The sequence below is a fragment of the Anabaena sp. 4-3 genome, from assembly GCF_001597745.1.
Taxonomy (GTDB): domain Bacteria; phylum Cyanobacteriota; class Cyanobacteriia; order Cyanobacteriales; family Nostocaceae; genus Trichormus.
Genome location: NZ_LUHJ01000066.1, coordinates 43,875 through 64,052 on the forward strand (window position 1 = coordinate 43,875; position 20,178 = coordinate 64,052).

The 20,178-nt window shown below is 41.1% G+C and carries 17 protein-coding genes and 2 pseudogenes; 7 read left to right on the forward strand and 12 right to left on the reverse strand.

Annotation, left to right across the window (positions count from 1 at the left end):
- Positions 1 to 113: 113 nt before the first annotated feature.
- Positions 114 to 1,340 carry a (E)-4-hydroxy-3-methylbut-2-enyl-diphosphate synthase gene (gene ispG, locus A3775_RS17880; RefSeq protein WP_066426088.1) on the reverse strand — a complete coding sequence of 409 codons (1,227 nt, stop codon included), beginning with the start codon at positions 1,338 to 1,340 and terminating at the stop codon, positions 114 to 116.
- A gap of 382 nt (positions 1,341 to 1,722) precedes the next feature.
- On the opposite strand from ispG, the gene A3775_RS17885 reads away from it, so the two are divergent.
- Positions 1,723 to 2,748, forward strand: a complete 1,026-nt coding sequence (locus A3775_RS17885; RefSeq protein WP_066426090.1) for a cysteine hydrolase family protein — start codon at positions 1,723 to 1,725, stop codon at positions 2,746 to 2,748.
- A 316-nt stretch (positions 2,749 to 3,064) separates the two neighbouring features.
- Here the strand turns inward: A3775_RS17885 and avd are convergent, their stop codons facing one another.
- The 5 genes from avd to A3775_RS17910 form a co-directional block, all read right to left on the reverse strand.
- Positions 3,065 to 3,403: a diversity-generating retroelement protein Avd gene (gene avd, locus A3775_RS17890; RefSeq protein ID WP_066426091.1), complete on the reverse strand. Its 339-nt coding sequence runs from the start codon at positions 3,401 to 3,403 to the stop codon at positions 3,065 to 3,067.
- Positions 3,404 to 3,546: 143 nt separating this feature from the next.
- On the reverse strand, positions 3,547 to 5,082 hold the full coding sequence (locus A3775_RS17895; protein ID WP_066426092.1) for a formylglycine-generating enzyme family protein: 1,536 nt from the start codon (positions 5,080 to 5,082) through the stop codon (positions 3,547 to 3,549).
- Between the two features lie 148 nt (positions 5,083 to 5,230).
- Positions 5,231 to 6,313, reverse strand: a complete 1,083-nt coding sequence (locus tag A3775_RS17900; protein ID WP_066426093.1) for a hypothetical protein — start codon at positions 6,311 to 6,313, stop codon at positions 5,231 to 5,233.
- Complete coding sequence (locus A3775_RS17905; RefSeq protein ID WP_066426095.1) at positions 6,313 to 7,329, reverse strand: MoxR family ATPase; 1,017 nt, start codon at positions 7,327 to 7,329, stop codon at positions 6,313 to 6,315. Before A3775_RS17905 ends, A3775_RS17900 begins: the two co-directional genes overlap by 1 nt.
- Positions 7,326 to 8,456: a hypothetical protein gene (locus A3775_RS17910; protein ID WP_156481670.1), complete on the reverse strand. Its 1,131-nt coding sequence runs from the start codon at positions 8,454 to 8,456 to the stop codon at positions 7,326 to 7,328. The genes A3775_RS17905 and A3775_RS17910 overlap by 4 nt, the downstream gene beginning before the upstream one ends.
- Before the next feature lie 220 nt (positions 8,457 to 8,676).
- Here A3775_RS17910 and A3775_RS17915 point away from each other — a divergent pair, with 220 nt between their 5' ends.
- Positions 8,677 to 8,862, forward strand: a complete 186-nt coding sequence (locus tag A3775_RS17915) for a hypothetical protein (protein WP_066380537.1) — start codon at positions 8,677 to 8,679, stop codon at positions 8,860 to 8,862.
- 206 nt (positions 8,863 to 9,068) lie between these two features.
- Here A3775_RS17915 and A3775_RS17920 read toward each other — a convergent pair whose 3' ends face one another.
- Positions 9,069 to 9,956: a M23 family metallopeptidase gene (locus A3775_RS17920; protein ID WP_066426098.1), complete on the reverse strand. Its 888-nt coding sequence runs from the start codon at positions 9,954 to 9,956 to the stop codon at positions 9,069 to 9,071.
- Between the two features lie 498 nt (positions 9,957 to 10,454).
- Between A3775_RS17920 and A3775_RS17925 the strand changes: the two genes are divergently transcribed.
- On the forward strand, positions 10,455 to 11,660 hold the full coding sequence (locus A3775_RS17925) for an HhoA/HhoB/HtrA family serine endopeptidase (RefSeq protein WP_066380534.1): 1,206 nt from the start codon (positions 10,455 to 10,457) through the stop codon (positions 11,658 to 11,660).
- A 146-nt stretch (positions 11,661 to 11,806) separates the two neighbouring features.
- On the opposite strand, the gene A3775_RS17930 is transcribed toward A3775_RS17925, so the two are convergent.
- From A3775_RS17930 to ispD, 3 genes are all read right to left on the reverse strand, one after another.
- The gene (locus A3775_RS17930) at positions 11,807 to 12,154 is read right to left on the reverse strand and encodes a DUF760 domain-containing protein (RefSeq protein WP_066380527.1); all 348 of its coding nucleotides are present in this window, start codon (positions 12,152 to 12,154) and stop codon (positions 11,807 to 11,809) included.
- Between the two features lie 160 nt (positions 12,155 to 12,314).
- Positions 12,315 to 12,842, reverse strand: coding sequence for an SMC-Scp complex subunit ScpB (gene scpB, locus A3775_RS17935; protein WP_066380526.1), 528 nt, complete (start codon positions 12,840 to 12,842; stop codon positions 12,315 to 12,317).
- A gap of 253 nt (positions 12,843 to 13,095) precedes the next feature.
- Positions 13,096 to 13,773 (reverse strand): 2-C-methyl-D-erythritol 4-phosphate cytidylyltransferase, encoded by a 678-nt coding sequence (ispD, locus tag A3775_RS17940; protein WP_066380998.1) that lies wholly within the window; start codon positions 13,771 to 13,773, stop codon positions 13,096 to 13,098.
- Between the two features lie 351 nt (positions 13,774 to 14,124).
- On the opposite strand from ispD, the gene A3775_RS17945 reads away from it, so the two are divergent.
- Positions 14,125 to 15,084 carry a glycosyltransferase family 9 protein gene (locus tag A3775_RS17945; RefSeq protein WP_066380525.1) on the forward strand — a complete coding sequence of 320 codons (960 nt, stop codon included), beginning with the start codon at positions 14,125 to 14,127 and terminating at the stop codon, positions 15,082 to 15,084.
- Positions 15,085 to 15,208: 124 nt separating this feature from the next.
- Here A3775_RS17945 and A3775_RS17950 read toward each other — a convergent pair whose 3' ends face one another.
- On the reverse strand, positions 15,209 to 15,682 hold the full coding sequence (locus A3775_RS17950; protein WP_066426100.1) for a CRR6 family NdhI maturation factor: 474 nt from the start codon (positions 15,680 to 15,682) through the stop codon (positions 15,209 to 15,211).
- 257 nt (positions 15,683 to 15,939) lie between these two features.
- On the opposite strand from A3775_RS17950, the gene A3775_RS17955 reads away from it, so the two are divergent.
- Positions 15,940 to 16,140, forward strand: a complete 201-nt coding sequence (locus A3775_RS17955) for a hypothetical protein (protein ID WP_066380521.1) — start codon at positions 15,940 to 15,942, stop codon at positions 16,138 to 16,140.
- A 139-nt stretch (positions 16,141 to 16,279) separates the two neighbouring features.
- Here A3775_RS17955 and A3775_RS17960 read toward each other — a convergent pair whose 3' ends face one another.
- Positions 16,280 to 17,140, reverse strand: a complete 861-nt coding sequence (locus A3775_RS17960; protein WP_066426102.1) for a TetR/AcrR family transcriptional regulator — start codon at positions 17,138 to 17,140, stop codon at positions 16,280 to 16,282.
- A gap of 561 nt (positions 17,141 to 17,701) precedes the next feature.
- Here A3775_RS17960 and A3775_RS17965 point away from each other — a divergent pair.
- Positions 17,702 to 18,943: pseudogene (locus tag A3775_RS17965) on the forward strand (ABC exporter membrane fusion protein).
- Positions 18,940 to 20,176 (forward strand): annotated as a pseudogene (locus A3775_RS25420) (FtsX-like permease family protein). Before A3775_RS17965 ends, A3775_RS25420 begins: the two co-directional pseudogenes overlap by 4 nt.
- The last annotated feature ends 2 nt before the right edge of the window (positions 20,177 to 20,178 follow it).

Consider the following 20,178-nt stretch of genomic DNA (forward strand, 5'->3'; position numbering starts at 1 on the left):
TCATCAAACAAGTCAAAATTCAAGAATTCTGAGGCAAAATTATGAAATTTTGAATTTTGAATTTTGAATTTTGAATTTTGAATTGATTTGTCCCCCTCATCCCCCTACCTACTCTAAGGATCTACCCAACGCCCATCAGCTTTGATTAAATTAATCAACTCCTCTACACCTTTATCCTCTGGAACTTTTTTGATTTCTTCTCTACCACGGTATAAAGAAATAAAACCGGGATTTTTGCCGACATAACCATAGTCAGCATCAGCCATTTCTCCAGGGCCATTGACAATACAACCCATCACAGCAATATCTAAACCAGTCAGGTGTTTAGTAGCTTCCCGGACTCTATGTAAAACTTCCTCTAGGTTAAACAAAGTCCGTCCACAGGAAGGACAAGCCACATATTCCACCATAGTTTTCCGCAAACCTAACGCTTGCAGAATGCTGTAACACACCGGAATTTCTTTCTCTGGTGCTTCTGTCAGCGAAACGCGAATTGTATCACCAATGCCATCAGCTAGTAAGGTAGCAATACCAGCAGTTGATTTAATCCGTCCGTATTCCCCGTCACCGGCTTCTGTCACACCCAAATGTAGGGGGTAGTCCATCCCCAATTCATCCATGCGCTTGGCCATGAGGCGATAAGCAGCAACCATCACAGGAACTCGTGAGGCTTTCATGGAAACGACCAAGTTACGGAAATCTAGAGATTCACAGATGCGAATAAACTCTAAAGCAGATTCTACCATGCCTTCTGGGGTGTCGCCGTAGGTGAACAGCATTCTTTCCGCCAGAGAACCGTGATTTACACCGATTCGCATAGCTTTGCCTTGGTCACGCAGAGAAACTACCAGAGGTTCTAGAGTTTCGCGGATTTTTTCCCCAATTTCATCAAATTCAGCTTGAGTGTATTCGGTTCTGTTTGTGTTTGGTTTTTCAAACACATATAACCCCGGATTAATTCTTACCTTCTCAATGTGCTTGGCAACTTCCAGAGCGATTTTCATGCCATTGTGATGCACATCGGCAACAATTGGCACATCTTGGTAAGTTTGGATGAGTTTTCGTTTAATATCTGCTAATGCTGCCGCATGAGCCAGACTAGGTACTGTAACGCGGACAATTTCACAGCCAACCTCATGCAAGCGACGAATAGCTGCGACAGAACCATCAATATCAAGAGTATCTTCATTAATCATTGACTGCACCACCACAGGGTAGCCGCCGCCAATGGTGATATTGCCCACCTTTACCGGACGGGTTTTCCGCCGTTTGATGGTGGTATCAAATAGGGGTTGATTTGCTGTGGTAGCGGATGTTGCGGGAGTCGGCAGAGTTTGCATAACCTTATTACTGAGATTTGCTGTAGCTAAAATATCAAAATTATTGAGCCTCTGTCTCTCAGATTGCCATAGGATGGGCTATTTTGAACGCTGGGATAATAAAAAAGGTAGATAGTTAGAATAGCACCAGATGATTAACATCACAGTTGTAGGGTGGGCATTGCTTGCAAACTGCTAAGACACTGAGTTTGATATATCTTGAGCAATGCCCACCAGAAGCTAAATGAACCTGCAAATGTAGAGACGTTGCATGCAACGTCTCTACTACAACCCCCCCCTTCCCTACAAGGGAATGAGCTAGGGGGCTTAGGTTTGATAGACTTTCTGATACAAATAAATAACTCAAAAATCAACTACAGTTAAATTAAAAACCTCTATAAATATGTCTACTCAAACAAATCAATTACCTATCCCCCCACACTTTCACCCCGAAACAGTCGGTGAAGTCTGGCGAGTACCATATCAGCAACGCGCTAGCGAAGCAGAAGCTTGGGCGAAACAACATCATATTTCACCAGCAGCCCTTGACAAAACGCGCATTTGTCTATTGTTAATCGATGTCCAAAACACATTCTGCATCCCTGGATTTGAGTTATTTGTTGGTGGTAAATCTGGAACTGGCGCAGTCGATGATAATCGCCGAATATGTGAATTTATCTATGGCAATTTAGGCAGAATTACTAAAATTATTCCTACCCTCGACACACACACCACAATGCAAATTTTTCATCCGATTTTTTGGGTGAATAATGCAGGAGAACATCCCACACCAGCCGCTACTAATATTACTCCCACCGATATTGAAAATGGCACTTGGAAAGTTAACCCAGATATTGCTAATAGTATTACAAATGGCAATTATGAATTATTAGCCAAACACGCTTACCACTACGTTAAGCAACTCAGTCAAGATGGTAAATATCCTCTGACTGTTTGGCCTTATCATTCTATGTTAGGTGGTATTGGTCATGCTTTAGTTTCTGCGGTGGAAGAAGCAATATTTTTCCACTGTGTTGCTAGGCAAAGTCAAACCCAATTTGAAATCAAAGGTAATCATCCTTTAACAGAAAATTATTCGGTTTTACGTCCAGAAGTTTTACAAGGTTTTGATGATAGTCCACTGGCTAACAAAAATACGTCATTAATTCAACAGCTTTTAGAATTTGATGTAGTGGTGATTGCAGGGCAAGCTAAAAGTCATTGTGTGGCTTGGACTATTGATGATTTATTAACAGAAATTAACCAAATAGATGCGGGTTTGGCGAAGAAAATATATTTGCTAGAAGATTGTACTTCGCCTGTTGTAGTTCCTGGGGTGGTTGACTATACAGAAGCGGCAGATGCAGCATTTGCTAGATTCGCAGCAGCAGGTATGCAGATTATTAAATCTAGCTTACTACAAATGTAGAGACGTTGCATGCAACGTCTCTACAACCCCCATTCCCTACAAGGGAAGGGGGGCAAAGGGGGGTTAGGTTTTTTAAGTTGGATTGAATAGATATAAGTAGGTCGGTGTAAATAATTAAAGGTTTGTAGTAAGGGCTTTAGCCCTTTCATGAGGACTAAAGTCCTCACTACAAACTCGATTTCTATAATTTTACATTACTTAACATAGTTATATTTATTTCCGCCGACTTACTTAATTACTTATAAAATGATTAATAATTTATAATAATTAAAAATATCTAAATATATAAAAAAATAGGGGTTATGGGTGTTGACAGCTAACGTTGTTTTTGTTGTTTGAGCCAACCGCCTAAATCTGTGCCAATATCATTGATGAATTTACCTGCGTATTCGTAGCGGTAGATGGGGATGAGGTGCAAATCTAGCAAGAGTCGGGTTTGATAGCGGAGAATATCTAGCTCGGTGTTGAGTGATTCTAAGATGGTGATTTTTTGTTTGGCATAACGCGCTGTGATTAGTCCCTCTAAGATATGATATAGTCTATTTAGCATCCTATCACCCAATGTAAATTTGTGTGTTTTAGGTAAGCGGCTCAAAATTGGGGCATACCAGGCAATAAAATCATAAGCTTTTTGGATAATCGGTAAATCTTCCATTTTTTTTGTGCTATACTCAGAACAGTTAAGGTAGATTGTAGATCAATTAGGTGAGAAAAAAATTTTTTGATCGTTCCGCTCCGCTACACTTAACAAGGGTAAAGAAAAGAGAATAAAGGGCAAGAGGGCAGAAGTGTAAAGGGTTACATTGTCCTCGCCGCAGCACCAACGCAAACCACCCGAAAACCGTCGTTGACGCCGTCGTAGACGGGGTCGTCCCTGCTGCGATAAGCAGAACGGCAATTTACAGGATTGACGTACCACGAACCACCGCGCAGCACTCGTATCTGATTATCATTATCATCAGCATCAATTAACCAAGCACTACCATCTTCAGGCGCATCTTGATAATCATCATGCCAATGGTCTTGACACCATTCCCACACGTTCCCGTGCATATCATATAAACCAAAAGCGTTCGGTTTAAAACTACCTACAACAGTAGTTTTTTCTCGATACTCTTTTTTTGGCTCATCTGCAAAGGTATTGCTAGCATCATAATTAGCTAACTCACCTGTGATTGTCTCACCAAAATGAAATGGTGTTTTTGTTCCAGCGCGACAGGCGTATTCCCATTCCGCTTCAGTGGGTAAACGATATTGTCGTCCGGTGTATTTTGAGAGTCTTTTACAAAACTCTTCTGCATCATACCACGAAATTTTCTCAACGGGAAGATCATCACCTTTAAATCTTGACGGTTCTAGTTGTAACTCTCTCTCCACCTGCGGTAATTTAGCTACAGCCCGCCATTGGGCTTGTGTCACCTGATATTTACCCATAAAAAATGGGCTGACTGTCACCTGATGCTGGGGATATTCATCTTTGTCGCCTTCACCCTGTGGCGAACCCATCATAAATTTACCACCAGGAATCGCGACCATATCTAATGTGACACGATCGCCTAAATTTTCAGTGAAATATTGAGCTTGTTTAGTTTCTGTTTTAGTAATTTCACCACGACGGTTAACGGTGACGACTTCAAAGGAAAATGTTGATAAGCTATCATCACCCTCTGAGGGTATTTTAAGCTCCAGATCCTCAAATTTCAAAGAGTCGCCATATTGTTGACGCAATTGCCTAAATTCAGCCTCGGCTGTTTCTTCGTCTCCTCTAGCTTTTGCCTCCCAACCACGAGATAAAGTTAATAAAGGTTTAAATCCTGCTTTAATTAATGGGTCAGTATCAGCATAACTTTCCATTAAATAACTTAATTTCACCCAATCTGCGGGTGTTTTTTCCAAAGCATTTTTTAAAGCTTGAGCAATATCTTTAACTGCTGCTTGAGAGTTAGTATAAGCCAATGCTGTCCAATGAGGTGCAGCACCGAAGTCTTCAGCAGCATAGTCATTAGTTTGTAGTTCCTGTTTAATATAAGCCACCATAAAATCAGACAACTGTTTGAGTCTGGTTTCACCAAAGCGGGAGTCTTTGATGAGGTCATTTAGTAATTCGTGGCGGAGTTTTGGATCTAGTTCATAAAGTTGATAGCCTACAGGGTCGCACAAAATCAGTAAAATATCAGCAACGGCTATATAAGGTGTGTTTGGTAAAAAGTTTTCTCGCAGTAAATATAAAAGTTCTGGTGTGAGTGCTAAGGGAAACGCCGCATGACAAGCTAAGTCAAGATGTGGTTTTCCAAAGCGTTGGCGGAAGTATTTGGGTAGTGAGTGGTTGCTCATAAGTTATCAGTTTTGTAGGTTGGGTTGAGGTAAGGAAACCCAACATAGATATTGGTGTTGGGTTGCGCTGCGCTTAACCCAACCTACATTTATAATTTCATTTATAATTTTGAATTTTGACTTTTGACTTTTGACTTTTGAATTGTTATCACCCCCTCCCTACTCGCATGGCGGCTTTAATTCCTGAACTGTCAAGTTCAAACATGGGAACTAATTCTTGAATGTATCCGGCGGTTGTACCTAGCCAGCGTTCTTCCGGTACGGGATTTAACCATGCAATATGACGCACAGACTCACCTAATTTTATCAGAAATTCCTTGGTTAACTCAATTCTCCGGCGGTTAATCCCACCACGAGCCGCACCAGCATCACTAATAATTAAAGCTACGGTGCGTTTAGTATGCAATTTGGGGAGTAAATCATCCAAAAGTTGAGCTTCGGGACGCTGGGGATGGAAATATAAATAATCTTGAGGACAGTTGCGAAAATAGTATGTTTGAGCTTTACCTAAGCGTCCTCCTTGGAGATGGTCTACTAATTTTTGCGATAGGAGATTAAAGGGAATCATGGAATTAGAAGCGTCAATTAATAGGAGTAATTCGGCTCGATTAATTCGATTAGGAATTAATACTGGTTCTAAAAATATTCCTTCTTGGCAGATTTTAGCGATGGTGGCTTCTATGTCTATTTCTGTTAGTTCTCCCTCGCGAATGGGATGACGCAAGTAACGCCAACTGCGCTGTATTTGTCGTTCGGTGACGGGGAAATCAATGACATCAAATTGATATTTTTTATCTGTATATGGTTTTTTTGGTAATAGTTGAGTCCGTAAAGCAATGGGAACTACAGGAATTTCTGGTAGATTTTGTTGTGGTTTTGTATCTGTTACATCTTTTTCTGTTTCATTCGTAGGTTCGTCTTTTTGCTTATCAGGTAATTGTTGGTTAGCTGATGATTTTAGAGTATCATCTTTATTTATAATTTTATTTAAATCATCATCCTGGCGAAAATAATCATCAAAGTATTGGTCAAATTTCGCTGCTTGATTTGATGATTTTGGTTTCAACCACAACAAGCGACAAATTTGTTTTAATTCTTCTAGACTAGCTAAACCAAATCCACCATGTAGTGCTTCTATTAATAGGTAATATTGGTCAATAGTCAAAGATAAGCCAGCTTCATCTCGCATCAAGATAAAGAAATCGAATAGGGGTGGTTTTGGCTGACTCATTATGACTGTTGGTTGTGATTGTTGTGATAATATTCTTGGTCTTCTTTAGTTTTCAGCAATATTCCCAATAAATGACGATTTTCTGGTTGACCGATTTCGTTAATCGCTTTGATAGCAGCTTCGGTGTCAGTATCATCTTTTTTCAACCAGCGTATTAAGTCTATGAGTTCGCTGGTACTAGCTTTTTTACCGTCTTTTCGTCTATTGCCAGTATTACGTAACTCAAGAAATTTATCAACGGCAGTCTTGACTAATTTTTTACTCTTAGTTTTAGGGAAGTGAGAATTGACGATATTAATTAATTGTTCTTTATCAGGGAACTCTAGATAATAATAAATACACCGTCGCAAGAAAGCATCCGGTAAGTCTTTTTCGCTATTACTGGTGATGATGACAATTGGTGTTTGCTTGGCTTTTATTATTTCCTTGGTTTCAGTAACTTTAAATTCTGATTTATCTAACTCTAGTAAAAGGTCGTTGGGAAAATCAATATCAGCTTTATCGATTTCGTCAATTAAGACTATCGGACGCAATTTTTCTACTTGAAAAGCATTACCCAAGACTCCCCAGGTAATATAAGCATCTTTATCTTGTAGTAGTTTTAGTTTTTGTTGTTTTTCTGTGTTGTCTAAAAAGTCAGCATTAATTAATTGAGCATCCCGCAAACGTCCCACAGCATCATAGGTATATAAACCTTCTTTGGCGCGGGTGGTAGATTTTATATACCAAGGAAAGTAAGGATATTCTGTAAGTTCTAAAGATGCTAATTCTGCTTGAAAGCGAATGGTAAATTCATGAGCTATAGCACTTGCTAAAAGTGTTTTACCACAACCGGGTTCGCCTTGTAGCAATAGGGGACGCTGGAGATAAATTGCTAAGTTAACCGCTTGGATTAATCCTGCATTTGGTAGGTAAGGATATTGTTTTTGTCCTCGCAGTTCTGTGTTATTGGTGTCAATTTGAGGCTGGTATTCTGGCTCGCCTGTGTATTTATATTCTAGTTGTTTGTTAGTCATAGTCGTAGTGTTCTTTCAATATCAATTTTCCAATTTAAATCAAAACATTGGCAGATGTACTCAATAGCCTGAATAGGTGTATTATTATAGCTAATAATCTCTTGAGTTATTTCACTTAAATTTGATTTTGCATCATGAGATTTAAAAATTTTTTGATAACATTTAGTCCATATTTTAATTTCTGCATCCGAAAATTTATCTAATTCTTTTATCTCCAATAAAATATTATTTTCAATATCATACTCCTTACTGATTTGATTAAATAAATTGCTAAATTTTTGCTGTCCATAATTATCTATTAAAAACAATAATAAAGGTTGAGTATTTACTGTGTTAGGATGCTTAATTTTTTCATGTAAATATTTCCAAAATGGTTCTATAAATTTGTTTAACTCTTGGCAACCAACTACATCGACGTTGTGGAAACATAGCAAAATGGGTTTTGTTTGCCAATGTTGATAAATCACATCTACAATTGTTTGAGGATTCCTAGAGCTACTACCGACTTTAGCAGCTATATCATCCCATATTCTTTGAATATCACGATGTTTTTTAGTCAAATTGATAGGATGACAAAAAGCAGTAGTTAAACCATCATCAACTTGTTCACAAAGTCGATTCACTAACCAGCGTTGACCGTATCCATATTGACCGTGAATTAAAAAAGTAGCTGCGTATTTGTTTTCAACAATTTTAGTTATATAATCTCTAAAATCCTTTTCTTGTTCATTATAATTTAATTTTTTTAGTGCATTTATGATGTTTTCACTAGAATTATTTTCAACTGATTGTTTAGACGGTTTTGGAGATGTCTTATGATTATTATTATGAAATTCTTGATAATCAGAGTTTTCTAAATAATAGTTATCAAAATTAGCTTTCGGATACTTTTCTTGACATTTGGTTACTAATTTATCAAAAAAAGACTCAAGAGTTACTTCATTAACTCCTGCTGTTCTCTTTCTAATTTTTCCAATCGTTGCTCTATCTAACGAAAACTCTGCTTGGATATGGGTATTATAGATTTTTTTACGGTCAGGAAAATATCTCTTTAACAAATATTCGAGTTTATTTAATCCCTCGTCAGTTAAAACAAAACTTGGTTTAGGAGTGCGATCGCCTGTCATACTGGAAACTAAATTGCTGATCATCAGCATTTTAAAAAAGAGAAATTTTTTTGTAGGCTAGAAAACGTACTGTTATTAGCTGTCAGGCATTTTACCAAAGTTTTTGTCAATTTTGCTGATCATCAGCGTGATCATCAGCACAGAGGGGTTTCTGAGTTTGCAATATTGGTTGTCATCGAGGAACACAAACGAGTCAATCGATAAGGAGGATATGATCTCTATGGCGCAAAACAAAACCCCTAAAACCAATTGGCAGTCCAACATGAAAATTGGGTTAGCTGGTTTATTCCTGTCTGGTATCATTGCTTTAGAAGCTACTAATCGCTTACCTCAAGGAACAGCGATCGCTACTTGTCCTGTAGTGGTGACAATTTTTGAGATATCGTCTGGCAAAGGCGATGAGTGACATACAGCAGTTTCCTAAGTTCTGAGGTACAAGGTTAACAGGCAGGATGCCTGTTCCACAAGGGTTTTATGATTTCAGTTTGTACCTCACTAAGATGAAATATGCTGTAATTATGCGATAGATCCCCGACTTCTTTAAGAAGTCGGGGATCTGACTCAGTAGTGGGATATTTTAATTATTTCGCGCCGTCACACACCCTACATTGTTTAGGGTGTTAAATAATCTTTAGGGTTTTCTGCTACCCAACCTAAAGAGGAACTGGAACGAATTTCAAAGTGCAAATGGGGTTGTCTAGCGGTGGGTTGTCCTGTTGTGCCGACGCTTCCGATTAACTGTCCTTGATTGACTTGCTGCCCTACTTTGACTTGAATACTATCTAGATGGGCGTAACGGGTTTGTAGTCCGCCGTTGTGGTTGATGATGACTAGATTGCCATAAGTACCTTGTTCTTTGGCAAATACTACCTTACCGGGTGCGATCGCTCCTACAGGTGTGCCGACATCTGCTAACAAATCTACGCCACTATGAAAAAATACTTTACCTGTATATGGATTAATCTGCCAACCATAGGGTAAAGCTACCTGTGCTGTTTGCTGAAATGGATAGCCAGATAACTGAACTGTGGCAGTAGATGTAGTATTTGTCTTAGGGGAGGGAGTAAAACCATTGGGCGACCAATTTATCCCCGGTACAAATACAATTCTAGGGTCTTTTTGACAGCCGTTGATTTCAAATAGGGTATCAGGACGGACTTTATATCTTGTGGCTATTTGTCGCCAAGTTTGACCGCGTGGTACTTCCACCACTACCCCATTATAAGGCGGAATCTGTAGTTGACTTCCCACAGCAGGTAGAGAACCATTCTGTAGAGATGGGTTCATACCTACTATCGTTTCTGGCACGAGATTGTAACGTTGTGCAATGCTCACTAAGGTATCACCACGAGTGACTGTATGCCGCCGAAACCGAGATAAAGCCGGAACTGGACAACCTTCTACAGCAAGACTAACATTGTTTGAGCTTGGTAGTAGAGTTGCTAGTGTTAAAGCACTGACTACGCCACTCAGAAAAGCAAAACGATAGAGAAAAGTCATGGATACAAGTTAAGAAAGCCTTAACTCTAGATATTAGATCAGGGAATTGGGAATTGGGCATGGGGCATTGATGCACTGGGCATATATGTAGAGACGTTGCATGCAAAGTCTCTACAGGTTGTTATTTTCTCCTTATCCCCAGTCACCAGTCACCAGTCGCTAAAAAGCAACTGTATGTTAAGTTTATCTGCCCACTAGCTAATGGCTTGATTACACTTAGAAATTAGCAACCTATTGCTATCCTTGAGCATGGTCATTGTTAGATAGATGTATATACCAATACATTTTAGTTAAGGCTATCAGAAGACAGATTGTGAAGTTAGAACAAGTTTGTTATCAGGACTAAAGTCCTTACTACAAACTAGCAAAAGTTAATAGTATATTTTCTTAACTAAATCATGTTGATGTATATGCAACCTCCCAAGAAGACTGTGCTGAAAGTGGCTGAAATCGTGTTTCTTTAGAGTTCCATTTGCTGCTAGGTTTCTACGTATTTTTATGAATTTATCCTTAAGGCAATTAGCTGTTTATTTATCTATATTGACGATTGGTGCTGGTGCAGGTTTGACGGGCAGTCGCTACCTGTTTCCACAAAATCGTTCGTTTCAACAACTGAAAAATGTTGCAGTTACGTTACCTTCGGAATCTGTAACTCCTAATCCTGTGACTAATTCTTTACCCGCGACTGGGGGCGATAATCTCAATTTTATCGCTAATGCGGTACAAAAAGTCGGCCCGGCTGTGGTAAGAATTAATGCTACGCGTAAAGTCCCGAATCCTATTTCTGATGCTTTAAAAAATCCGTTTTTGCGGCGGTTCTTCGGAGAAGAGGAACAGCCAATTCCACAGGAACGTATTGAACGCGGCACGGGTTCAGGTTTTATTTTAAGCGAAAAGGGGCAATTGCTGACAAATGCCCATGTTGTCGCTGACACTGATACAGTACAGGTAACGCTTAAGGATGGGCGAACCTTTAAAGGTGATGTGGTAGGTGTGGATACGATTACAGATGTGGCTGTGGTGAAGATTTCCGCCGATAACTTACCGACGGTGAGGTTGGGTAATTCACAAAATTTAATTCCTGGTCAGTGGGCGATCGCTATCGGAAATCCTTTAGGCTTAGATAATACTGTCACTATTGGTATTATCAGCGCAACTGACCGCACTAGCGCACAGGTTGGTGTCCCTGATAAACGAGTCAGCTTTATTCAAACTGATGCAGCAATTAACCCCGGTAACTCTGGCGGGCCTTTATTAAATGCCCAAGGAGAAGTTATAGGAGTTAACACCGCTATTCGTGCAGATGCTCAAGGACTGGGTTTTGCTATCCCGATTGAAACTGCTGCCCGCGTTGCTAATGAACTGTTTACCAAAGGCAAGGCAGAACATCCTTTCTTGGGGATTGAAATGACAGATTTATCTCCTCAAAAAAAGCAGCAGATTAATCAAGAAAATCAACTGAATATTCAGCCAGACACCGGTGTGGTGATTAGAAAGGTAATAGCAGATTCCCCGGCTCAACGGGCGGGGTTACTTCCTGGTGATGTGATTCAAAAAATTAACAATAAACCTGTAAAAACATCGGCCCAAGTTCAAAAATACGTGGAATCTACCACTGTGGGAGATATTCTAGCTCTTGAAGTCAACCGCAGTGGCAAAATTCTGACTGTAAAGGTGCAGTCGGGCGTTTACCCGAAAAAGTAGCGATTAGTGATTAGTGATTAGTGATTAGTCATTAGTCATTAGCCTTTGACCTTTTTTGACTATTTGAAAGACGCTATTACGCTTGTGGGCGATAGCGTCTCCTAGAGAAGAGGGCTTCTCGTCTGAGATAATCACATTTCTATTGACTATTGATTATTAGACAAATGATCTAACTGCATCCTTTGTTCCATTTGGCGCAGAAAATAACCCGTCATCATTGCCGATGCTAATAGCCCGGCTAGGTTTTCTCTATCGGTGGTGATTTGGACGTTGAAATTTTCTGCCGGCAGCATTCCTACTAGCCCTTGGACGTTCTGAGTAATAATCTGTTTAATTTCTGGGCTAACGGATTGGGCAACGCGGGCTAGAACTTCAGGAGGCTGATGTTGGAGATACTTTAGTAACTGATTGGGGTTTTCCCCAAAGTGTTCAGAAAGTAGCTGGTTGGGGTGTTCCTCGGAGTTGTCGTTCAAAAAGTCTGGATCAAACACCATTGGCAATTTTTTTTAGCTTAGTTGCTAGTTCTACTTTAAACCATCCTCGGAGGTTAGTGTTTAATTCGGGGTGGTTGATGGTTGATGGTTGATGGTTAACTCTTCAAGAATTTCTCCCTTACTCCCCATTCCCCAGTCAAGAGTCCCCAGTCAAGAGTCCCTATTCCCCAGTCCCTAACTCTAGTTCTAGTTGTTGTTCTTTTGGTTCTTTTGCGAGAATTTGGGGGAGTTGTTCAATTTGGAAATATTGATGAAATTTTGGGGTGATTTGTAAAGAATAGGAACGGGATTCACTATCACGCTTTTTGCGAACAAAACCAAGCTCTACAAGTTCGGCAACGTGTTGATATACTCCTGAACCACGCAGGTTAATTAAATCAGTTTGGAGTATGGGACTATTGAGGGCGATCGCTGCTAGTGTCCTTAATGCTCCTAGTCCTAATTCTACTGGTATCAGGGTTTGTACTAAGTCATGATAATCAGACCGCAGTTGCAAACTGTAACCATCTGGGGTTTCTACGACTTCCAACGCGCTATCTCGACGGGCGTAGTTGTCCATTAGTTCAATCATACCTTCTTCGACCGTGGCGCGATCGCAAGCGGCATACTCGGCAATTTCTCCGAGCGACAAGGGTTTACCCTTTAAATAGAGAATCGCTTCTATCTTAGTCGCTGTGACTGTAGTCATAAATTCAACATTCTCTCATAGCCTATGCTCAGGCTTACATCTACAAAATTCCTCATTCAAAGTCAAAGGTTTTCACTTTGTCTCTTGAATTTTCTCTTGAGGCTGGTTAAATCTGTGGAATTTTAATGATTTTTCGCTGATTAGTCAAGAGATATTGGGGACTGGGGATTGGGGATTGGGGATTGGGGACTGGGTAAAAGTTCTGCTCCCTCTGCTCCCTCTGCTCCCTCGGCTCCCTCTGCTTTCCTGCTCCTTAGCGACTGCTAAGGATAAATTCGGCGATCGCTAGGTCTTGGGGAGTGGTAATTTTTAAATTCGTCTCCTCTCCTTCTACAATTCTGACGGGGATACCACATTTTTCAAACAATGCAGCATCGTCTGTGACTTCCCAACCTTGTCGCACACCTTCATCGTGACATTGTTGCAACAATTTAACGTTAAATCCTTGGGGTGTCTGTGCTGCCCAAAGATTCCGCCGGTCGGGTGTACTTTGAATTATGCCATTTTCATCTACAACTTTGATTGTGTCTTTGACGGGGACAGCCGCAATTAAGCCGGAACAGTGGCGAATGGCTTGGGCGCAGGAGTTTAATAACTCTGGTGTGACTAAGCATCTAGCACCATCATGAATTAATACTTGCTCTGCTGCTTTAGGTAGTGCTTTTAAACCGTTATAAACAGATTCTTGACGGGTAGCACCACCAATGATTAATTCTACTGGTTTAGTTAAATTTAAATTAGCGAGGATTTCTTTAAATTCTGGCCAATCAGTAGGCTGAGAAATAATTCCGATCCAACTGATTTCTGTGGCTGCTTGTGCAGCTTTGAGTGTCCAAGCTAGAAGGGGTTGCGATCGCACTTCTAAGAGGAGTTTATTCCGGTCACTCCCCATTCTTTTACCTACACCGGCGGCGGGAATTAATAGATACACAGCATACCTCAATAACGATAGTGGGGATTGGGGATTGGGGATTGGGGATTGGGGATTGGGGACTGGGAGAGATGAGGGGGAAATCACAACTAAGGGACTTCCAGGAAATAAATTATCCAATTTTGTGGGATAAGCTCTCTAGCCCGTCCGGGTTTAAGGGCAGGCAAGATGCCTACCCCACAAGAATTAATTGAATATTTTTTGATTTGGAAGTCCCTAACTGTAGAGACGTTGCATGCAACGTCTCTACATATATGCCTAATGCCCAATGCCCAATGTCCCATGCCCAATTCTTCATCCCTAATAGCTAATATTCTCCTAAAATAAGGAGCGAAAGCGTCAATAATTATTATGCGAGTAGTAGCCCTTGTACCTGGTGGAATTGGCGATCAAATTCTCTTCTTTCCGACTCTAGACGATTTGAAGCGATATTATCCCAACGCTCAGTTAGATGTCGTTACCGAACCCCGGTCAAAGGCAGCCTACCGGGTAAGTCAGTCAGTCAATGAGGTACTGGCTTTCGATTTTAAAGACCGTAATAGCCTAGCAGATTGGGGCAACCTAGTCGGTACGATTCGCGATCGCGAGTATGATGTAGCTATTACTGTCGGACAAAGTTGGTTAGTGGGGCTTTTCCTTTGGTTGACAGGAATTCCTACACGTATAGGCTACCAAGGCAAAGCAGCCGGATTTCTCACCCACTCTGTACCGTTGAAATCATCCCAGTATGCGGCGACGGTTTATCATGATTTGCTGCAACCACTAGGCATTGATACCCCTACCCCAGAATTAGGGGTAAATGTGCCGAAGCCTGATATTGAGTGGGGGCAAAATGAACAAAAACGCCTAGGGGTGAATGAAACGGGTTATGTTCTGATTTATGGTGGCTCTAGTTGGGTATCTCCTACCAAGGCTGTGGATGCAATTTACCCGCTAGAGAACTGGCAGGAAATAATTGAAGATTTCCAACGCAAGCAGCCAGATTTACCCATAGTTTTGATTCAAGGGCCTAATGATGAGGCGTTTGTGCGATCGCTGCGTGTTTTGTCTCCCAAGATCAAGGTGACTGCCCCTGAAGATACTGGCAAGTTAGCGGCTATGATCGCCGGAGCTAACTTGATGTTATCTAACGAAAGTGCGCCGTTACAAATCAGCGTAGCCGTACAAACTTATACTATTGCTTTACTTGGTTCTACTGAAACTGCCAAGGTATTACCAAACAGTGATAAGTTTTTGGGAATCAAATCTCCTACTGGCAAGGTAGCAGATATTTCACCTCAAGTTGTCTTGACAAAAGTCTGGGGCGGTTAAATATCTCTCTTTTTGGGCATGGGGAATAAACAAATCAAAAGTCAAAAATCAAACATTCTCAAGAAAAATTATTGAATTTTGAATTTTGAATTTTGCATTTTGAATTGATTTTTCCCCAGTCCCCTCAAAATATCTCAAACAGGGCATCGTCTAATTCATAACCCAGTATCTGCGCCATTGACTTCAGTCGGGCTTGCCAGGGGATGTTCTGCTGTTTTAACCACTCACTCAAAATAAAAATCTTGTGCATCAAAAAGATTTCTAAAGCTTCGGGATTATACTGAATCCCCTCTTTAACACTAAATTGATGGGGTACTAGCATAGCGGTGTAACGAGCCAGTTCCCCGGCTTTCCAGTCTAGTAAAAAGGGAAACCAGGGATATTTGGCATCCAACCGTACAAACCACAGTCGTAACTCAGGAATTTCTGACAATTCGCGAGGATCACCTGGTTCTAGGGCATAGTCGATATTAAACTGTAACTGCTGTTCTTGGGTAGCGATCGCCCCCTCTTGTAGCAGTCGATGAATTACTGTATTGACTGGTGATAAGTCCAGGCTATTAACAGATTCGGAATTGAGTGCGATGGTAATTGTCATAAACTCAACAGCTACTTTTTCTATGCACAGTAGTATGCTTGAGAATCCACAGTACCAGTTTTGTGAAATTGTCGCTATATTTACGGCTGAATTCCAGGTTTAGAAGCACCTGACGCAAGATTACGCCTCAAGTCTCAAAACATTGAACAATTAGGAGTTAAAAGTAATTTAACACTCATTGCCCGTACAGTCGTCAATGCTGGTTGGCTTTGCGATAATAAGTAATCTCATCATTAATAGTGTATGGCTGCTGAATAATGACAGATAACCAAGTCAAAATACACCTGCTTGTTGGTATTCAGGGTTTGACATTATTGGTTTTCCAAGCAGACGACTGTTGGCAATTCCGCGTCTTAACGGTAGGTGGTGCTGTCTTTGGACAGCGAAAACTCTATTACACTCTCCACGCGGCTGAAAAAGCCGGGCGGGAATTGATTAGTCAGGATTTTGAGGAATAGGTGAGGGATTGGGGATTGGGGACTGGGGATTGGGGATTGGGGATTGGGATAGAGAGGAGACTTAATTTATTTCATCCATGTATATACATAATATTCTACATAAAAATAAGTTTTTTGATTTTTCCATATATATACAGAACTAACTTTCTGCGTCCTGATGGGATAGAAAGCCTTGACGAGCAAAGATTTCAATGGCTTCCGAACGAGTTAAATTATGTTTGGCTGCTAATTGGGCTAAATTTTCCCAGGCTGTGTCTGTTAATCTCATAGACCTTAACTGCTTGGGTTCATTAGCATAGTCAGTCTGGAACTTACCGGAAGATGTACGTTTGCGTCGGGATGATTTGCTGCTATTACTAGAATACTGTTGATTAGATGTATCTGTGGCCAGATTAATAGTCATTAAGTTGACTAGCTGATCAATCAGGCGATCGCGCTCCATTGGAATGATATCCTCACCATGCAGCATACTTTGAATAATCGTGAAGTGAATTAATGTCCCAATAAAAATACGTGCTGCTACTTGCGGGTCGGGTAATTGCAATTCTGGATGTTCTGTAAAATATTCACTTACCAGTTCTAACCCAGGCTTATCTATATTACTGACGAAAATTCGCGCTAAGGAAGGAAACCTTCCAGACTCCCCAATAATTAGCCTCACCAAGCTTAACAACTCTTGTTCTTGATGCACTTGATCCAAAATATGGTGTGCTAGCCGGCGCAAAACTATCTGTGGTTCCCCTTGCAAAAATTCGGGATTCTGCACTGCTAGATATTTCTCTTTTGCTAGGCGTTCAATTAAAACGGTAAACAATCCCTCTTTATCTTGAAAGTAGCTGTAGACGGTTGTTTTAGAAACACCTGCGGCTGCTGTGACTTTATCCATTGTCGTCGCCGCATAGCCATGCTGTAAAAATTCTTGCATTGCACCTGCAATAATTGCGTCTACCTTTTCGGCTGATAGCATTCTGTCTTCTGTCTGTATCTTCTTGTTTCTCATGTTAATTTTTTGCCTAGATAAACCACATTAGACGGAAATCGCGTCTTTAATTTAATTTTCCAGAAGACTCTTGACATTATTGTAATGAACGGTTTAGTTTAGTACCAGAGTAAATAAACTAATTAGTTTATTTAGCATTCTAAGCAAAAGGGGGGCTGATGATGCGCGATGTAGCAGATAAAGGTTCTGTCTTCTTTAAGCCTAGTTATCGAAAATTTGGGTTGAAAACCCCGTCGTTCTACGACGGCTTTCTGGTATACTAGCAGTAGGTTGTAGACCGTGAGAACGATGAGGAAACAGGTAAAACGTCCTACTCCGTGATCTCAAAATGCCTAACAGTCAATGGTGTAAAAATAAGTCCAAACTGTAAGGTCGAAAAGCAATTAAATAGGGTAGGGCATACCCAAATTTACGCTTGGGGAGTAGTCCTTAAGTGGGGTATATCGAGAGATATGTTTCGGACTAGACATGAAACTGTAAGACCAAAATCAACATCGTTGGTGGAGGCAGGATTCAGCCCAAGAATCTCCGCACTTTTAGGGCGGAGAGTGTCAACGCCCGATACTAATATTGGCAGCAATGACAAGTTTAGCGATCGCCAGCTTCAAGGTTTGGGAATTGAGGCAAACTACAGCGCAGTCTGCTGATATCACCCCAGTCAGCATACCGCAAGTGACGACGGTGACAGCATTGGGAAGACTAGAACCCAAAGGAACGGTAATCAATCTATCTGCACCTTCATCGAGTCAGGGGAGTCGAGTAGAGCAATTGTTGCTAAAAGAAGGGGACAGGGTAAAAGCTGGACAGGTAATCGCAATTTTAGATAATCGCGATCGCCTAGAAGCAGCTTACCAAGAAGCCCTAGAAGCTGTAAAAGTTGCCCAGATCAACCTAGAAAAAGTGCAAGCTGGCGCAAAATCTGGGGAAATAGCCGCCCAAGAAGCCGAAATTGCTCGCTTACAAGCCCAAACATTAGGTAATCAAAGAGAGCAACAGCAAACAGTCGCTAGGTTAGAAGCACAATGGCAAGGTGAAACAGCCGCCCAACAAGCCACAATTAACAGATTAGCAGCACAACTGAAAAACGCTCAAATTGAATTTCAACGCTATCAACAACTTTACACTGACGGGGCAATTTCTCAGTCTGCTTTCGACAGCAAAAGATTGAGTGTAGATACCATTACCCAGCAGTTAGACGAAGCTAAGGCAAACTTATAACGCATTGATAGCACTGGAAGCAAGCAAATTAGCGAAGCCAAAACAGCCTTAGCTAGAATTAACGCCACTGGTGTCAAACAAGTGAGTGCAGCCACCGCCACCTTAGATAAAATAGCGGAAGTGCGTCCTGTAGATATAGCCGCCGCCAAAGCAGAAGTTAGGCGTACCATAGCCGCAGCCAAACAAGCCAAAGCCAATTTAGCGCAAACTTATGTCAAAGCTCCCCAAGATGGTGTAATATTTGACATTCATACTCGTGCAGGTGAAGTAGTATCTAACAACGGCATCGTCGAAATTGGGCAAACTCACCAAATGTATGCAGTCGTGGAAGTTTACCAAAGCGATGTTAACAAAATCCGTCCAGGTCAACAGGTGCAAATATCAAGTAATTCACTCCCTGGACAACTACAAGGAACAGTAGATTGGATTGGCTGGAAAGTACAACGACAGAACATTATTAACACTGACCCTAGTGAAAATATTGATGCCAGAGTTGTAGAAGTTCACGTACAACTAGATGAAATTTCTAGCCAAAAAGCTGCCAAGTTTACTAATTTGCAAGTCAAGGCGGTGATTCAACTATGATGGGATTAGTTCAAGAACTACAACGGCGCACCCCTTTAGGATGGTTGCAACTCAGCCATCAAAAAAGTCGCTTGCTAGTAGCTTTAGCAGGTATCGCCTTTGCTGATGTGTTAATTTTCATGCAGTTAGGTTTTCAAAACGCCTTGTATGACAGTAACACCCGCCTCAACCGTGCTTTTCTGGGAGATATCATTTTAATTAGTCCCCAAAGCCGGAATATGCAAAATTTGGCTACATTCTCCCGGCGAAGACTGCTACAAGCGTCTGATGTACCGGGTGTAAAATCAGCCACACCCTTGTATGTTGGTTTAATTACTTGGAAAAATCCCCAAACTCGCCGCAAGACTACAGTACAAGCCATAGGATTTAATCCTGAGCAACCAGCACTGAACATTGCAGGGGTGAACAGTCAGCTAGATAAAATTAAACTACCAGAAACATTTCTATTTGATCGTGGTGCTAGGGGAGAATATCAACAAGTTTTTCAGCAAATCGATGCGGGTCAAGTTGTCACTACCGAAGTTGATAGACGTACTATTACCATTGGTGGCTTATGTGAAGTACCCCAACTAAGCTGACGCTATAGTTGCGGCTTCGCGTCTCATTCGCCATTGCCTCCTTGCACAAGTACAGATTGGTCTTACACAGCGTTTCTGGTATTGCTACCTTTATCTTCTCCAGGAAGAACCCGCGCCGCCATCCCACTTCCTGGGACAGTTTGATTGCTTTTGGTCTTACTCGCCTTGGATTTACGACAATGGTCAACCAGCTAGGTTTTCAGATTCCCCGATCTACCGATTTATCTGCGGCAAGGTTCGTACACCTACTTTGAAGTTAGCCTGTCTGTTCAATACGGTCGGGTGGGTTGTCAACCATGTATATTATACCGTAGATTTGACTGTGGGTGTGATTATTGTCTATCAAGTTTTATCAACAGATGTGAATGCCCATATCCGAGAATACGCCACATTTAAAGCAATGGGTTATCGTAATTCTTACCTGTTAGGAGTGATTTTTGAAGAAGCAATTATTTTAGCAGTTTTGGGTTTTATCCCTGGTTTTATTGTACCCTTGGGACTTTATCAGTTAGCCGCAAACGCGACAAATTTACCGATATACATGACCACCGCTAGAGCCATCATGGTTTTATCGCTGACTATAATTATGTGTACAATTTCGGGAGCGATCGCCACTCAGAAATTACAAGCGGCTGACCCGGCGGATATGTTTTGAAC

Coding starts and splice junctions, on each gene's coding strand:
- ispG (WP_066426088.1), bottom strand. CDS start 1,340: ATGCAAACTCTGCCGACTCCCGCAACATCCGCTACCACAGCAAATCAA.
- A3775_RS17885 (WP_066426090.1), top strand. CDS start 1,723: ATGTCTACTCAAACAAATCAATTACCTATCCCCCCACACTTTCACCCC.
- avd (WP_066426091.1), bottom strand. CDS start 3,403: ATGGAAGATTTACCGATTATCCAAAAAGCTTATGATTTTATTGCCTGG.
- A3775_RS17895 (WP_066426092.1), bottom strand. CDS start 5,082: ATGAGCAACCACTCACTACCCAAATACTTCCGCCAACGCTTTGGAAAA.
- A3775_RS17900 (WP_066426093.1), bottom strand. CDS start 6,313: ATGAGTCAGCCAAAACCACCCCTATTCGATTTCTTTATCTTGATGCGA.
- A3775_RS17905 (WP_066426095.1), bottom strand. CDS start 7,329: ATGACTAACAAACAACTAGAATATAAATACACAGGCGAGCCAGAATAC.
- A3775_RS17910 (WP_156481670.1), bottom strand. CDS start 8,456: ATGACAGGCGATCGCACTCCTAAACCAAGTTTTGTTTTAACTGACGAG.
- A3775_RS17915 (WP_066380537.1), top strand. CDS start 8,677: ATGGCGCAAAACAAAACCCCTAAAACCAATTGGCAGTCCAACATGAAA.
- A3775_RS17920 (WP_066426098.1), bottom strand. CDS start 9,956: ATGACTTTTCTCTATCGTTTTGCTTTTCTGAGTGGCGTAGTCAGTGCT.
- A3775_RS17925 (WP_066380534.1), top strand. CDS start 10,455: ATGAATTTATCCTTAAGGCAATTAGCTGTTTATTTATCTATATTGACG.
- A3775_RS17930 (WP_066380527.1), bottom strand. CDS start 12,154: ATGGTGTTTGATCCAGACTTTTTGAACGACAACTCCGAGGAACACCCC.
- scpB (WP_066380526.1), bottom strand. CDS start 12,842: ATGACTACAGTCACAGCGACTAAGATAGAAGCGATTCTCTATTTAAAG.
- A3775_RS17945 (WP_066380525.1), top strand. CDS start 14,125: ATGCGAGTAGTAGCCCTTGTACCTGGTGGAATTGGCGATCAAATTCTC.
- A3775_RS17950 (WP_066426100.1), bottom strand. CDS start 15,682: ATGACAATTACCATCGCACTCAATTCCGAATCTGTTAATAGCCTGGAC.
- A3775_RS17955 (WP_066380521.1), top strand. CDS start 15,940: ATGACAGATAACCAAGTCAAAATACACCTGCTTGTTGGTATTCAGGGT.
- A3775_RS17960 (WP_066426102.1), bottom strand. CDS start 17,140: ATGAGAAACAAGAAGATACAGACAGAAGACAGAATGCTATCAGCCGAA.